The following is a 15,512-nucleotide window of genomic DNA, read 5'->3' as shown; positions in this document are numbered from 1 at the left end:
CTGGCCAGTAACAAAGGCTTTCAGCCGTAGAGCAAACCACCCGTTCACACGGGTGGTTTTGATTGTTTCACTTTAAACGCCAAACGGCTGGCTTCTAAACAGTCTTTCCTCGGTTTTTTAAGGATATAATTTGGTTAACTAACGCAACCTATACATTAATCAATAAAATGGAGGTTATCTGCATTGAAATATGGAAAAGGTATTTGTACATTAATTAGTATAGGCTTGCTTTTCATCATTCTTATTGCTTGCCAGAATACAAATCAAGAGGGAAGAAACTCCCAGCCGCAATCATTAGAACAAACAAAGTATAACCAAGAGGATGATAATGATTACTTAGATGATCAGCCACAGCTTGCAGGGGGTTCAGAAAGGGACGTTCGAGAACCGCACCCTGTTTCAAACAATAAGTTACAAAAGGAATATCCCAACATCGTCTTTTTGCATGGTTCTCCAAAGAAAAATCAGGTAGCCCTAACATTTGATGATGGGCCAGATACCCGGTTTACCCCTCAGGTGCTTGACGTTTTAGCTAAGCATGATGTGAAAGCAACTTTTTTCCTAATAGGCGCTCGAGCAAAGGTAAATAGAGAAATAGCGAAACGAATCCATGATGAAGGGCATGCGATTGGAAACCACACATACTGGCACCCCAATTTACCGAAAGAGGAATTAGGAAGGTTGCATTGGGAATTGACGGAAACGGAGCAAGTGATCAAGGATATAACAGGATTTAAACCACGTCTTTTTCGTTCCCCGTATGGTGCTTTAAACGATGAGATGGTAAAAATGTTGGGTGAAAAGAATAATACGGTGATTGGCTGGAATGTTGACTCTCTAGACTGGAAACAACCTGGAGCTGACATTGTTTCAGATAATGTACTAAGCAGTGTGGGTTTCGGATCCATCATATTAATGCATGATGGCGGTGATTGGTCAATGGATCTATCCGGTACAGCACAGGCATTGGATAAAATTATTTCAAAATTAAAGAAAGATGGGACAAAATTTGTAACAGTACCCGAATTAATCGGCGTTCCTGAAGCAAAATAATTTATTCATCTTAAAATAAGCGGCATGAGGACTTAAGGCCATAAAAGCCTGAACAAAGACATCTATGACTGTAGAAATATACAGGGAGATAATTGATAAGGATTGGGGATTTCCTATATATAAAAAAGACACGAGCCAACAAGTGCGGCTCGTGTCTTTCTTCATATCTATTCTTTCTTTTCGCCTGAAGCTTTGTCCTCTTTTTTATCGCCTGTATCTGCTTTAGCATTTTCGTCTTCTTTATCTTGTTTAGGCTCTTCTTGTACTTTGAAAAGGTCTGTAAACTGCTTGTCTTGTACTTTGACATCACCGTTTTTAATAAGGTTGTTGAGGACTTCGTCATAAGGCTTTGCGTGTTGTGCCAAGTAGGCATTTTTCACGTCCTCACGGTTATTTTCTAATGTTTTTTCAGTACGCTTGTCAGCTTTAATAATATGGAAGCCGCTTGAAGATTTGACTGGCCCACTAATTTCTCCTTCTTTAAGCTTTAAAGAAGCTTCAATGAATTCTGGAACTAATTGGGATTCAGTCGTGACTTCTCCGATTTTTCCGCCTTCAGGAACACTTGCGGTATCTGTTGAGTATTCTTTAACCATATCTTCAAATTTGGCGCCTTTGTCAAGCTTTTCCTTTACTTCCTTCGCTTTTTTTTCATCTTTAACGAGAATATGCCTTGCTTCAACTACAGTAAACATATCTTTGTTTTCATTATAAAAATCTTTTAACTTTTCATCCGTCACTTTGATACCTTCTGTTGCCGCTTTTTGCCTTAGAAGGTTGAAGCGAATCTCATCTTTTAATTGATCCTCCGAGCCAAATCCGCTTTGCGCCAAAGCCATTTCGAATTGCTCGTCCGATTCGAAAGGCTCTTTAATTTTTTTAAGCTCATTATCTACTTCTTTTTTGGATACTTTATATTTTTCTTCAAGTAATTTTTTTTCAACAAGCTGCTGAATGACAGCATCCCCATTCTGTTTTTTCATCGCTTCATAAAATTCATCTTTTGTCACATTGCCTGCGTTTGTTTCAACAACGGCTTCTTTGTCTCCACCATTACAAGCGGCCAAACTAAAGACTGCCGCAGACATTGTGAGCGCAAGGAAAGCTTTTTTCATCCTAAACACTCCTACCTCGTAAATTTTGCACAACAATTAGTATAGCACACGTACCGTTTGAAATCATAACTTTCGTTAAAAATGAAAAAAATTACAAGATTGGCTTCAAATAAAAAGAAGAGTGACATCGGATCACTCTTCCCCGATCGTTTTGCCTGTTGGAAACAAGGGAATCAAGTAAACAAGACCTCAACATAAGAAGAGATAAGTAAAATTGTAATGGAAACGTTAATAAATCGAAAGACCTTCGGTTGGCGTTCTTCCGGAATATTGCGGTTTTGGCATAAAGAGTTTGTCATTGAATTAAAGATAAATAAACTAAATAACGCAAAGAAAATAAAAAGAATAAAAAAAGACATAAAATGTAGAACCCCCTTGAAAGAGTGAAACAGCTTTAGTACAATACACAAACGATTGCATCCGGGTCATAAGTAGGTGATAAATGAAATGGATAATATAAAAAAATGGAAAACGGCCTTCTTTAGTTTGTTAGTTTTTGTAGCTGTGATCATTGTTACGCTTGCAGTTTTATTATATCTGTTGTTTTCAGATGTGGAAACAGACCATCAACAGTATATCGCAAAAAATATTGATGGCAAGTCTATTTTTACAGTAGAAACGTCAAAGGAACGCCTAAATTATATTATTGCAACACAGCTTGAAAAATTAAAATATAATCGAAAAAATGTTGATTTCACAGTTGTCTTGAATGAAAAAGTAAATGTGGAAGGCCATTTAAATGTTTTTGATAGAAAACTAAGATTCCAAATGATTCTTGAACCGGTTGTCCAGGAAAATGGAGACTTGTTATTAAGGCAGGAAGCGTTTTATATTGGCGAGCTTCCGGTTCCAAGCAAACAGGTACTTAAATTTATGAACACAAGCGCCAAAATTCCTGATTGGATCATTATCGAACCGAATGAAGGCATCATCTACGTTGCTTTAAATCAAATCGAAGTCAGCGACGATATGTACGTCAAAGTCCGGACCATTGACTTGAAAAAAGATGACATTTCATTCGAAATATACGAATCCGTTGATAAATAAACCCCTTTGCCCATCGTTTGTCTTTGCTTAAAAAATAAGTATAAATTTTCTTTGCCGAAAATTTAAGGCCCACAGGAGGTGGGTCACACAGACGTTGCTCGCGCGTCCGTGGCGTTCTTAGTCTGTGTTCCTAAAACACGGCTTCTGTCCTCTGACTTCCTAAGAAAGAACGCATTAGCGTTTTTCTTAATTATGCCTTAAAGAGAGAATGGATTCAATCATAGACGGCCAAATAATAACTGCTGAACTTGTCAGCAGTTATTATTATTGAAAGGATTTTGTTGTAAAATAGGGAAGAGTACTAAAGGGAGTCGCTCATTGACTTGGAAAAAACGAAGGGGAAAAATTAAAATGTCTTCATTACAAGATAAAATAAACATGCTGGAATTTCACAATCATCTGCTCTTGAAAATGATTGATGGTAAAAAATTTCCTTTTTATGCATTAATCATTCAAAAAGGCATAACAAAAAAAGAAATGGATGATGTCTTCACATTGTGTGAAGAAGTGAACCAAAGATTTGAAATGCAGCAAGAAAATGGGCTCGTAGATGAAAAGCCGCTTTTATTGCATTTTGTTGGCATGTTGAATCCAAAATTGCCTGTAAAGGAAACAATCATAGCACTTTACGAGCAAAACTATTATCCTGCATTAATGGCGAAATTAGTTGACATGATAAATAAATTAGAATGATTCAAGAAAATGTTCTTTTTCATGTTTTGACTGTAAAGCTTGTTCTGCTTGTTCCAAAGAATGATTTGCCTGTTCGAAAGAAGCCTCAAAAAGTTGAGTGAATTCTCTGCCGTAAATTTCCCGAATAATACTCAAAATTTCAGGAAATTCAGGAAACTTTCCGTATAAACTTTTAAGAGGCAAACTGCCTTTTAATATAGAATCATTTTTCGGAGAATAGTTTTCCAGTGTCTCTGTAAGAAGTTTTTCTCCTTCTTTTGTAATATACACGTAAGTATTTCGTTTATCGTCATCTTTTTTTGAAAATGTCAAATAACCCCGCTCTTCCAACTTCTTTGAAAAGTTAAAAGCGGTGGAAACGTGCATCACACCATACTTTGAAATATCAGAAATCGTTGCCCCGTCCAAGTAATGGGCAATCCATAAAATGTGATGCTCGTTTATATTTAAACCGAAAGGTTTAATCCAATTTTGCCAATCTTTCTCCACAACCTTCCACAGTGCTTTGCTAAGTTGTCCAACCTTATAACTATACATTAAAGCATCCCGCTTTGATAACAAATCTTCTTTCATTGCAGTGGGCCCCCCCTTGTACATTAAAACGCTTACTTATCATTATGCCAGTAAAACAAAAAATAATAAAGAGAAAATTCTCTTTTTTTACAATAAAAACCCTATTTGGTTTTCCTTATCTCAATTGCGGCTTGCTCGGCCTTGGCTTTAAGCGCTTCAATGTCTGCTTTAAGTGTTTGAATGGAAGGATCCACTTCTTCTTTCCAATTGATTACATCTGTTTTTAAATCGCTGCCGATAGTTTTGATTGTTTCTTTACCCACTGCACTCAGCTTTACGATATTGTTTTTTAATTCGATCGTATCTCTTTTTAATTCGTTGGCTGTTGTTTTCAGCCTGATTCGTACGTCGGAAAAATCATTCCGTAATTCTTTACCCGATTTGGGGGTGCTCAATAGCACGGCTAAACTTCCAGCCAATGCACCTACTATAAATCCTGCCGCATAAGATTGTAGCTTTGACATTTTAAATTCCTCCCAGTGTGTTAGTATATGTGAAAAGTATATAGTAATATCAACAGAGATCCTATCATTTTTATTCTTCTTCCTTTGCTTAAATCCTTTCCCTTTTATTATTAAAAATATGCCTGATATTAAAAAAAGTCGAAATTTAGACATCAATTAGTTACCAAGGAGGGACGGACAGATGGTGTATTATAAAAGACTTGATTTGCCTGACAGCGGTGTTTATTTGTATGAAAGCGCACATCCAAAAGGAGAATATGTATCCCATCATTATCATGACCAATACCAAATTCTCTATGCGTTAAAAGGGGAGGGAGAAATTGAAATAGATGGAAAAAGGCAAAATTTCTGCGAAGATAGTGTCCTGTTTATTGTTCCTAATTCCATCCATTCTATTTACGCATCTCATAAATTGACAGTTCTCGTTTTGGCTTTTTCGGAAGAATCGTTAGGTTCTTTTGTGGACAAAGGGCTGTTACATTTTTTTCAGAATGCCTCTAAGCATTTTGAATTGGATTTTGTATCCGCAAGTGAAATAAGGCAGTTATTTAGAAAGATGCTTTTTGAACAAACGAATTATGATCAGCTTTGTCAGTTTACAGGCTCCATTTATTTGTTAGAAACATTAATCATCCTAATTAGACTTCTCAAAATGAAAAAATTTAATGATGCCAATGATATGCGTTCAATCCAAATGAAAGAATACATAGACAAGCATTACTTTGAAGAAATTACGGCTGAAAATTTATCTTCTAGATTTGGCATTTCAACTCGGTATATGAATGATATTTTCAAAGCAAAGTACCATGAAACTCCGTTGCAATATTTACAAAAAGTGCGCATCAATCGAGCGCAAGAACTTCTAAACAAAACGGAAAAGGAAATTGTCTCCATTTGTTTCGAAGTAGGCTATGAAACACTTTCAACTTTTTACCGTACATTTCGTAATTTAGTAGGCATGTCTCCACATAAATACCGGACGCTCAATCAAAATCGCCTTGAAAATTAACAAAAACATTCTGTATGATATGTTCTTCCTAAATTAAGAATCTTTTCTAAATTTCACAAGACTTCTTTAGTGGAAAAAATGAAAATAAAGAGAAGAAAGCAATTTCAGTAAATTCTAAATGAGGGGGAAAAAGGATGTCGTTTATTAGGAAATTTTCAGTTCTAGCTTTTTACTTATTTGCAATACTGCTTATTGCTGCAGGCTGTGGAAATTCCCAAAGTTCGACTGAAGGAGAAGGGGAGAGTGGCAAAAAGGTAGCCAATAAGGGGAATAGTGAACAGGAAAAATATGTTATTAAATTTGCTCACGTCGTAAGTGCATCAACAGCAAAAGGAAAAGCAGCGGAAAAATTCGCTGAAGTCGTAAGCGAAAAGACAGATGGCCAAATTGAAGTTGAAATTTATCCTGATTCACAGTTGGGAAATGATAGAGAGATTATAGAACAAATGCAATCAGGAACAGTTCAAATGAACGCCCCATTTACAGGTGTACTACCATCCTTTGTTAAACAGTTTGAAGTATTTGATTTGCCATTTATATTTTCCAGTACGGAAGAAGCAAAAAAAGCGATGCAAGGTGAGTTGGGTGAACAACTTAATCAATATTTAACGCAGCAAGGACTTCGCGGTCTCGGGTATTGGGACGGGGGTTTGAAGCATTTGACGAACTCGGTAAGGCCGATTGAAAAACCGGAGGATATGAAAGGCTTAAAAATTCGTACATCCCAAAGTCCTTTATTAATTTCGCAGTTCCAAGCTTTAGGTGCAGGCGGAGTGTCCATTGATTTTGCCGAATTGTATACTGCTCTTCAAACGAAAACAGTCGATGGACAGGAAAATCCCCTATCCAACATCGTAAGCAAGAAACTTTATGAGGTGCAAGATTATTTAACAATAAGCAGCCATGGCTACATGGGCTATGTGTTGATGATTAGTGAAGACTTTTATCAAAGCCTTCCGAAAGATTTGCAGACAGCCATTGACGAAGCGGCAAAAGAAGCTAGTGAGTGGCAATGGAAGCAGGCTGCCGCTGATGAAGAGGAATATATGAAAGTGTTGGAAGACTCAGGAATCGAAATAACTGAGCTAACGGCAGAAAATCGGGAAGCATTTATTGAAGCAACAAAAAAAGTTTATGACGAATTTAAAGAGATTGATGGAAGTGAAGAGCTTTTAAACGCCATTAACGGTGAAAAATAAAAAACGCGGACGGCTATTGCCGTCCATATTTACACTATTCAGAAACCGTTTTTATTTTGGCAAGAAGTTTAGTGAACGCAAAGTTTTTGACGTTAGGAGAGAACACATTGGGGAAGATGAATAACATCTTGAATCATTTTGAAGAATATATTGGTGTCTTATCTCTAATTCTCACTTCATTCATTGTTTTTGTGCAAGTTGTTTTACGTTATGTTTTTAATTATTCGTTGCATTGGTCTGAAGAAGTAGCACGCTATTTAATTATTTGGTTTATTTTTATCGGAAGCAGCATTGCTGTTAGGGAAAAGGCACATGCAGCGGTGGATGTGTTAGTCGTTTATTTGCCCAGCTATCTTAAAAAAGTATTTTCACTTTTAGCAAATTTTGTCGGTATTCTATTTTGTCTCATCCTCATCGTTTCAGGATATGAAACCGTTCTTAACGTTATTAAGTTCGGAAATGTGACGCCTTCTTTAGGACTTCCTATGTATATTCCGTATTTAGCTTTACCGGTTGGGGGGTTCCTCATGATGATTCGCTTTTTACAATTGTTCATTTCAGATATAAAAAGCTTTCGAAATCCAAACGGATTATCAGATGAACGAAATGAGGAGGTGGCAAAGCGTTGATCGTCTTATTTATCTTTTTTGCTTTGTTGCTGCTTAGTACTCCAATAGCTGTTGCTATTGGTTTGACAAGCTTTATTGCCCTTATAAAAAGTGGTATTTCAATTGACGTTTTTTCTAGAACAATGTTTTCTGGGATTGATTCTTTTTCGCTGATGGCTATTCCATTTTTCGTTTTTGCAGGAGATTTAATGCTTGCTGGAGGAACTTCAAAAAGATTAATAGATATGGCCAGAAAATGGGTGGGATGGACGACTGGAGGTTTACCGATTGCAGGTGTTCTAGCTTCGATGTTTTTTGCTGCGCTATCCGGATCAAGTCCAGCAACTGTAGCTGCTATAGGTGGAATTATGATTCCTTCTATGAAAGAAGCGCGTTATTCTCCGAAGTTTGCCGTTGGTTTAATGTGTGCAGCTGGTTCTCTAGGAATTATCATTCCTCCAAGTATAACATTGCTTGTATATGGCGCTGTAGCGGAAGTGTCTATAAGCCAGCTTTTTATTGCGGGAATTATACCAGGTATTTTTATCGGACTAGTTCTTATGGTGTTTAGCTATATTATTGCAAAAAAGCAAGGGCATAAACCTGATCAAAAAGCGAGCTGGAAAGAGGTATGGATATCGTCAAGGAATGCAATATGGGGAATTATAATGCCGCTTATCGTTTTAGGAGGTATTTATTTTGGAATATTTACGCCAACTGAGGCCGCTGCAGTTGCGATTATTTACAGCTTGATCATTGGTTTCTTTATTTATAAAGAGCTAACTATTCGTGAATTGTTTAAAGTTGCTAAACGCTCTGTCATTACTTCTTCAATGATTATGCTCGTCATCGCGACGGCAAAAGTACTAAGCTGGTATTTGACATTTGAAAAAATCCCAACTCAGATTGCATCAGTCCTCCTTGAATATGCTACATCACCATTAATGTTTTTAATTTTAATTAATATTTTACTGTTAATTGTAGGTATGTTCATGGATTCTAGTGCTGCAGTATTAATTTTAGTTCCACTCTTTTTACCGATAGCTATCGAAATGGGGATAAGTCCTATTCATTTTGGAGTTGTGATGATTGTAAACCTTGCGATTGGAATGTTAACCCCTCCTTTCGGTTTAAATTTGTTTGTAGCATCGGGGATAAGCAAAATGTCGCTAACGAGTGTTACTCGAGGTACAGTGCCATTTATTATCGTGTTAATTGCAGCCCTTTTGGTGATTACGTTTATTCCGCAGCTTTCACTTTTTCTACCTGATCAAATTTATGTTAAATAACAGGATAAACAGTGAAAGATCAAGCTAGTTAATTGAGTAGGGACATGGTATTCAACAATGAAGAACTAAGGTGAATCTCATGGTCAAAATACGATTTTTTAAGGAGGGGGTTATTTTCCCTCCTTTTCATATGTATAAATTTAAATAATTTGATTCCAAAATTATATAAAACTTTTTAATAATGGTGGGTAAAACACCGAATTGAGTTTCCCTTCCTTATGGTACGTAAATATGAGTGACGAATACATTTACACAATATATAGAATAGATTAAATTTTTATTTTAAATCCAATCCTTAGAAAACGATTCCAATATTTATAAGACAGTGGTGTATTAATATAGTACTTTTTAAGCATGAAACAGTTCTATAAAACTATATGAAATCACTTTAGTCGGGGAGGCATTTCAAGTGGAATCGGTAGATGTATTGATAATTGGGGCTGGCGCCTCAGGTTCAGTTGCAGCCTATCATCTTGCGAAGGCAGGTTTTTCTGTCGTTTGTCTGGAGCAAGGGGGATGGGTAAAACAAACAGAATATCCAGGGAATCATGCGGCTTGGGAGTTATTATCACAGAAGCGTTGGCATCCTAATCCGAATGTTCGTCAACTTGCGATTGACTATCCGGTTAACACGGAAGAATCAGATGTTAATCCACTTATGTACAATGCTGTGGGGGGCGGTACTATTCTTTATGCAGCTCAATGGCATCGATTCCGCCCATCTGATTTTCGTGTTAAATCGTTGGATGGGGTTGCAGATGACTGGCCATTCTCCTATGAAGATTTAGAGCCATATTATCGGCAAATGGATCTTGAAATAGGGGTTTCAGGACTGGGAGGGAACCCGGCCTATCCGGAAGGAAACAATCCACCTTTACCTCCGTTGCCGATAGGTAAAGTTGGAAGAAAAGCTGCGGAAGGTCTAAATAAACTTGGTTGGCATTGGTGGCCTGGATACAACGCCATTCCATCACGTTCTTATAGAAACCTTAATAAATGCGCTCTTCGAGGAACATGTTTGACTGGATGTGCGGAAGGTTCAAAGGCATCAATGGATCTTGTCTATTGGCAGGAAGCAAATAATAATGGGGCCAAGCTCGTTACTGGAGCACGAGTGAAAGAAATTACTGTGAATGAGAGAGGTCTGGCAAAAGGTGCAGTGTACATTGATCGGAGAGGCCGTGAACATTTTCAACCGGCTTCTGTGGTCATCTTAGGAGCAAATGGTGTGGGTACCCCACGATTACTTTTACTATCTAAATCAGCCAAATTTCCTGAGGGTCTTGCAAATTCCTCAGGTTTGGTCGGTCGACGTTTGATGATGCATCCATTTGCTGTCGTTCAAGGGCAGTTTGAAGAGAATTTAGAGAGTTGGGTTGGCCCAACAGGGGAACTTATTAATTCGATGGAGTTTTATGAGACAGATGAGAAACGTGGATTCGTCCGCGGGGCTAAATGGGACCTAATGGGTACCGGTGGACCGTTGGGAATGCGCTCAGCATATGGTGGACGCCCTATTAAAGAAGCTTGGGGTGAAAATTTCCATCGCAGCGTAAAAAAGAACCTTGGACGCTCTGTAGCCTGGGGGATTATTGCAGAAGATCTTCCGGATGAAAATAACCGTGTAGTTCTAGATGATCTTGAACTAACTGATTCTGACGGGATTCCCTCACCAAAGGTTATTTATAAAATGTCAAACAATACCCGAAACTTAATGGAATTTCATATAGAGCGAGCTAAAGAATCATTAGATGCGGCTGGTGCAACTGATACGTTAGCAAGTCCACTTATGAAAGATTGCGGATGGCATTTGTTAGGAACTGCTCGGATGGGGAAGGATCCGGAAACTTCCGTTGTAAACGAGTGGTGTCAAAGTCATGATGTCCCCAATCTGTATATCATAGACGGCAGTGTATTCGTCACTTCAGCTGGCGTAAATCCAACAGCTACAATCTGTGCCATTGCCTTACGCGCGGTGGATCACATGATTCAAGAAAGAAGAAATCAGGAGGTGCCAGTATGAGTTACGGATTCATAAAGGAACAATATAAGGTAATGTTACAATCCATTGCGGATGAATTAATACCTCCGTTTGAAGAAATGCCATCTGCTAGTGAAGCGGAGGTAGTTACAGTTTGGGCTGAAGAAGTGTTAAATCTTCGCCATGATCTGCGTCAACCATTCTTTCGGGCATTACGTCAGCTAAAAGAGAAAGAATCATTAGGTTCCCAAGATAGCCTAGCCTATCTTCAAGAAAATGATGCAGAAGCATTCAATGCTTTAGGTCTCATTTTATCAGGTGGCTATTTATTAAATCCTGCTATCCGTTCTAAACTTGGTTACCCAGGTCAAGTATCACGGGTTAATTACGACGTAGAAGACACCCCTGATTACATGTGTGCAGGTCTATTGGACCCCGTAATTAAACGCGGACCAATTTATCGTCCGGTTTATCACGCTGCAACCGTCCGTAAGACCCCTACTTCAAGACTTTAGATGAATCGAAGAAGTCTAAGTGGGAGATAACGGACTTTACGCCCGATCAGTCTCGTTATCGAGACTACGAACGAAATGAGTTAGCGAGAATTATACTCTGTGAGTGGCTAACCATTATTATTAACGTTTAATATTTTTGGATTACTCGCAATATTGGGGTGGCCTATCTCAACCCTGTTAAAAATTAAATTTTTAATACTCCCAAATTTTAAAAAAGTGAAACTAAAATACATTGTGTTTGGAGGGGTATAAATGTTTAAAGGAAACTTATTGTTTATGTTTGGAAAGGTTGCTTTAATTTTGTCGATGGCCTTGGCAATTTTAGTTGGTTGCGCAACGAAAAGCAATTCCTTTAACCAAAGTGAAAAAGAAACAGAAAAACAAGATCAGAAGGATGGATATAAGATTGCATTAAGCAATTCTTTTGCTGGTAATTCATGGCGCTCACAAATGTTAAATGTTTTCGATGCCTATGCTCAAAAGAAGAAGGATGCTGGCGAAATTGATGAGTTTTATTCCTCTAGTTCTGGAAATGATCCGCAAGCGCAAATCAATGAAATTCGTAACATGATATCACAGGGATACGATGCAATCATTGTCGACGCATCATCTCCTACCGCCCTTGTTCCAGTGTTACACGAGGCGGTAGAGCGAGGAATTGTAGTAGTAGCATTCGATAATACAGTTGAATCAGACAAAGTGTATAACGTTAATACCGACCAAGTAGAATTTGGAAGAATTCAAGCAGAGTGGTTAATGGAACAGCTCGGTGGTAAAGGAAACATTCTATTGATCAAAGGGATTGAAGGAATTCCGATTGACGAAGATCGTGACAAGGGACATCGTGAAGTTCTTGCCAAATATCCAGATGTTAAGATTTTAGCTGAAGGTTTTGGTGATTATGATGATGCGACAACATCAGTTGTTATTAATAACATGCTTTCAGCACATAAATCAAAAGGAATCGATGGAATTTTGACTCAGGGTGGGGGAGAAAATGCTATTGTAGAGGCTTTAAAACAGCATCAAATTGATCCATCAACGATTCCTTTTACTGGTGAAATGTTAAATGGTCTCTTCCGGCACATGAAAGAAAGTAATGTAAAAGCCTTTGCAACGAATCAACCACCTTATTTAAGCGCCGCTGCTCTTGATGTTGCTCTTAAAGTATTAAATGGTGAAAATGTTGAGAAAAACACCATTGTCCCACTTCCAACAGCTGACAATGCTGATCTTGATAAGTGGTATGTACCTGGTCAACCTGATAATTTTTATGTCACATGGACCGACCCGGAAAATACATTCAAGTTAGAGCTTGAGGATGTTTTGAAATAGTTTATGAAATGAAAAATTAGTTACTTATAGAAAAGTACTTTATACACCTATTGGAGGTGCTGATAGATGCTGCACTTGGCTGACGAACCAACTAATATCTCGTTAACTCCTGCTATTCTGGAAATATCACAAGTCTCTAAATCATACGGAGGGGTACAAGCATTAATTGATTGTACTTTCTCTTGTAGGAAAGGAGAGGTCCATGCATTGCTTGGTGAAAATGGGGCAGGGAAAAGTACATTAGTTAAAATACTTTGTGGTGTTGTGAAACCTGATTCGGGAACAATTCGATTTAAGGGAGTAAGTACCCAGTTTGATTCACCGGTGGATGCTTCCCATAAAGGGATTGTAGCTGTATTCCAAGAACTTTCCCTTGTACCCGATTTATCTGTTGCAGAAAATGTGTACTTAGGTCATGAACCTAAAACGAAATGGGGTCTCATTGATTTCAAGAGAATAAATAAACTGACAAGGCAGTTGTTTGAAGAATTAGGGATGGATATTTCTCCCGAGAGCTTAGTGCGTGATCTCTCATTGTCAAATCAGCAATTGGTTGAAATTGCAAAGGCTTTATCACGCGATCCTGAAATCATTATTTTTGACGAGGCGACATCTGCTTTAGGTACACAAGAGGTAAAATTGTTATTTTCTCTAGTTAAGCGGCTAACAAAACAGGGGAAAACGATTATTTTTATTTCTCATCGCATGGATGAATTACAGCAGATTGTCGACAGGGCTACAGTATATAGAGACTCGCGCTATGTGTCTACTTTTGAATGGGGAACAGTTACAAATGAGCAAATAGTCAATATGATTGCGGGGCGGGATGTAAATCAAACCTATCCTGATAAATCTATACTTTTAGATAATGAGATTGCACTGGAAGTGAGGGATCTTAATTCAAGTAGTTTTTATGGTCTAAATCTTCAAATTAGAAAAGGCGAAATACTTGGTATTGCAGGGCTTCAAGGCCATGGGCAAAGTCAATTCCTTCAGGCATTGTTTGGTGTTTATCCTGCCAGAGGAGAAGTGAGAGTGTTCGGTAAACAAATACCACTTAATGGACCGAAATCAGCCATCAATTCAGGGATCGCCTTAGTTCCAGAAGATAGAAAAAATGACGGATTACTATTGACACGCTCTATAAAAGAGAATTTGTCACTCATGACATTAGATCGAAGGCAAAATCTAGGTTTTATTCAAACTAGTAAAGAAAAAAATGCAGTTTATCATGCGATTGAACAATTGAAAATCAAGACACCTCATGTGGAGCAAGAGGTCGGAAGTTTAAGTGGCGGTAACCAACAGAAGGTTGTTATTGGCAAGGCGATTTTAACAGAAGCTGACATTCTCTTATTAGCCGATCCAACCCGTGGAATAGATATAGGTACGAAAATAGAGGTCTATCAGTTAATAAGGGATTTAGCAGATCAAGGTAAATCCATTATTTTTTATTCAACTGAAATACCTGAATTAGTCGGAATGTGTAATCGAGTGGCTGTATTTAAACAGGGAAGAGTATCCTGTATCCTCGAAGAAGAAAGCATTACCGATCGAAATATTATTAATGCTGCTCTAGGTGTCGCTTAGGAGGTAACGAAGTGAATCGATTTCGGGATTTTTTAGAATCGGTATTTTATAGACGAAATAAGGAAGCCATCTTGGCTTACGTCATTTTGTTAGCAATCCTTGTTCTATACTCTTTAAACCAGAATGATTTTTTTTCGAGGTATGGCTCCCAGTCCATTTTTAATCAGGTCATTACACTTGTTGTTGCCTCTTTAGCTCAGACACTAGTAGTGTTAACAAGAGGCATAGATCTTTCTATTGGGGCGATGATTGGTTTAACTAATTCCATTGCAGCAACTATTATGGAGCCTATCTCCAATATGGTTACTAACCAGTGGCTTGGAATAATAATTACAATCTTTATTGTACTAGCGGTTGGGTGTATTGCTGGTCTGCTTAACGGGTTGATTATTGTGTTTGGTAGATTTCAACCGATCATCGTTACTTTAGCTACCGCTTCCATCTTTGGAGGAATTGCTTTGTACATTCGACCGACACCTGGTGGAAGTGTACCTTACGTTTACTCTGAAGTTTTGACTGGACGAATCCTTACCTTTATTCCAGTATCCGCGGTAGTATTAGGTATATTTATCTTTCTTGTTTGGTTCCCTCTTCGTCGTTCAAAGCTTGGTCAGTCGATCTATGCGATTGGTGGAAACGAATATTCGGCATTTGTATCAGGAATCAAGATCAATCGAACGAAGCTATGGGCCTATACACTAGCGGGTCTATTTTCAGCCTGCGGTGGATTATTACTTACCGCCCAAACTGCTTCAGGGGATCCGTTAGGAAGTAATTTATTTACACTGAATTCAATTGCTGCTGTTGTGCTTGGAGGAACGACCTTAGCGGGTGGTCGAGGAGGATTTGTCGGTGCTGTAGCGGGTGCATCTATATTATCTCTTGTGTTGGGTCTTCTCATTTTTTGGGGAATTCCATCATTTTATCAAAATGCCGTTCAGGGGCTTATTCTTCTGCTAGCGCTTTCAATTGGAGTACTACCACAGTTAGGGAGGAAACTAAAGTTCTTAAAGGTTAATGGTAAAGGGGAAACACCATGAA

The 15,512-nt window shown here is 38.1% G+C and carries 16 protein-coding genes; 12 read left to right on the top strand and 4 right to left on the bottom strand.

What is annotated here, in order from left to right:
- Positions 1–183 precede the first annotated feature (183 nt).
- Positions 184–1,053 carry a polysaccharide deacetylase family protein gene (locus DCC39_RS09370; RefSeq protein ID WP_165820823.1) on the top strand — a complete coding sequence of 290 codons (870 nt, stop codon included), beginning with the start codon at positions 184–186 and terminating at the stop codon, positions 1,051–1,053.
- A gap of 167 nt (positions 1,054–1,220) precedes the next feature.
- On the opposite strand, the gene DCC39_RS09365 is transcribed toward DCC39_RS09370, so the two are convergent.
- Both DCC39_RS09365 and DCC39_RS09360 read right to left on the bottom strand, forming a co-directional pair.
- The gene (locus DCC39_RS09365; protein ID WP_116554627.1) at positions 1,221–2,168 is read right to left on the bottom strand and encodes a peptidylprolyl isomerase; all 948 of its coding nucleotides are present in this window, start codon (positions 2,166–2,168) and stop codon (positions 1,221–1,223) included.
- A gap of 173 nt (positions 2,169–2,341) precedes the next feature.
- Positions 2,342–2,527: a hypothetical protein gene (locus tag DCC39_RS09360; RefSeq protein WP_116554626.1), complete on the bottom strand. Its 186-nt coding sequence runs from the start codon at positions 2,525–2,527 to the stop codon at positions 2,342–2,344.
- An 88-nt stretch (positions 2,528–2,615) separates the two neighbouring features.
- On the opposite strand from DCC39_RS09360, the gene DCC39_RS09355 reads away from it, so the two are divergent.
- Together DCC39_RS09355 and DCC39_RS09350 are read left to right on the top strand one after the other, a co-directional pair.
- Positions 2,616–3,215: a YpmS family protein gene (locus DCC39_RS09355; protein WP_116554625.1), complete on the top strand. Its 600-nt coding sequence runs from the start codon at positions 2,616–2,618 to the stop codon at positions 3,213–3,215.
- A 351-nt stretch (positions 3,216–3,566) separates the two neighbouring features.
- The gene (locus tag DCC39_RS09350) at positions 3,567–3,908 is read left to right on the top strand and encodes a DUF1878 family protein (RefSeq protein ID WP_133243478.1); all 342 of its coding nucleotides are present in this window, start codon (positions 3,567–3,569) and stop codon (positions 3,906–3,908) included.
- On the opposite strand, the gene DCC39_RS09345 is transcribed toward DCC39_RS09350, so the two are convergent.
- A complete protein-coding gene (locus tag DCC39_RS09345) occupies positions 3,900–4,481 on the bottom strand; it encodes an HTH-type transcriptional regulator Hpr (RefSeq protein WP_116554623.1) in 582 nt (193 codons plus the stop codon). The genes DCC39_RS09350 and DCC39_RS09345 overlap by 9 nt on opposite strands.
- Positions 4,482–4,582: 101 nt before the next feature.
- On the bottom strand, positions 4,583–4,945 hold the full coding sequence (locus DCC39_RS09340; RefSeq protein ID WP_165820822.1) for a YtxH domain-containing protein: 363 nt from the start codon (positions 4,943–4,945) through the stop codon (positions 4,583–4,585).
- A 181-nt stretch (positions 4,946–5,126) separates the two neighbouring features.
- On the opposite strand from DCC39_RS09340, the gene DCC39_RS09335 reads away from it, so the two are divergent.
- The 9 genes from DCC39_RS09335 to DCC39_RS09295 all read left to right on the top strand — a co-directional run bounded on the left by DCC39_RS09335 (position 5,127) and on the right by DCC39_RS09295 (position 15,511).
- Complete coding sequence (locus DCC39_RS09335) at positions 5,127–5,954, top strand: AraC family transcriptional regulator (protein ID WP_116554621.1); 828 nt, start codon at positions 5,127–5,129, stop codon at positions 5,952–5,954.
- A 134-nt stretch (positions 5,955–6,088) separates the two neighbouring features.
- Complete coding sequence (locus DCC39_RS09330) at positions 6,089–7,153, top strand: TRAP transporter substrate-binding protein (RefSeq protein ID WP_116554620.1); 1,065 nt, start codon at positions 6,089–6,091, stop codon at positions 7,151–7,153.
- A 116-nt stretch (positions 7,154–7,269) separates the two neighbouring features.
- Positions 7,270–7,782, top strand: coding sequence for a TRAP transporter small permease (locus tag DCC39_RS09325; RefSeq protein ID WP_240613588.1), 513 nt, complete (start codon positions 7,270–7,272; stop codon positions 7,780–7,782).
- Positions 7,779–9,050, top strand: coding sequence for a TRAP transporter large permease (locus tag DCC39_RS09320; RefSeq protein WP_240613587.1), 1,272 nt, complete (start codon positions 7,779–7,781; stop codon positions 9,048–9,050). Before DCC39_RS09325 ends, DCC39_RS09320 begins: the two co-directional genes overlap by 4 nt.
- Positions 9,051–9,459: 409 nt before the next feature.
- Positions 9,460–11,073 (top strand): GMC family oxidoreductase, encoded by a 1,614-nt coding sequence (locus DCC39_RS09315; RefSeq protein WP_205948492.1) that lies wholly within the window; start codon positions 9,460–9,462, stop codon positions 11,071–11,073.
- A complete protein-coding gene (locus tag DCC39_RS09310; RefSeq protein ID WP_116554618.1) occupies positions 11,070–11,546 on the top strand; it encodes a hypothetical protein in 477 nt (158 codons plus the stop codon). Before DCC39_RS09315 ends, DCC39_RS09310 begins: the two co-directional genes overlap by 4 nt.
- A gap of 252 nt (positions 11,547–11,798) precedes the next feature.
- Positions 11,799–12,881 carry a substrate-binding domain-containing protein gene (locus DCC39_RS09305; RefSeq protein ID WP_116554617.1) on the top strand — a complete coding sequence of 361 codons (1,083 nt, stop codon included), beginning with the start codon at positions 11,799–11,801 and terminating at the stop codon, positions 12,879–12,881.
- A 66-nt stretch (positions 12,882–12,947) separates the two neighbouring features.
- Positions 12,948–14,471 (top strand): sugar ABC transporter ATP-binding protein, encoded by a 1,524-nt coding sequence (locus DCC39_RS09300; RefSeq protein WP_116554616.1) that lies wholly within the window; start codon positions 12,948–12,950, stop codon positions 14,469–14,471.
- Between the two features lie 11 nt (positions 14,472–14,482).
- A complete protein-coding gene (locus DCC39_RS09295) occupies positions 14,483–15,511 on the top strand; it encodes an ABC transporter permease (RefSeq protein WP_116554615.1) in 1,029 nt (342 codons plus the stop codon).
- Position 15,512 lies beyond the last annotated feature (1 nt).

It is taken from the genome of Pueribacillus theae, assembly GCF_003097615.1.
Lineage (GTDB): Bacteria > Bacillota > Bacilli > Bacillales > UBA6769 > Pueribacillus > Pueribacillus theae.
Note: the sequence above shows the minus strand (reverse complement) of the source record. Positions and strands in the feature narration are given on the sequence as shown.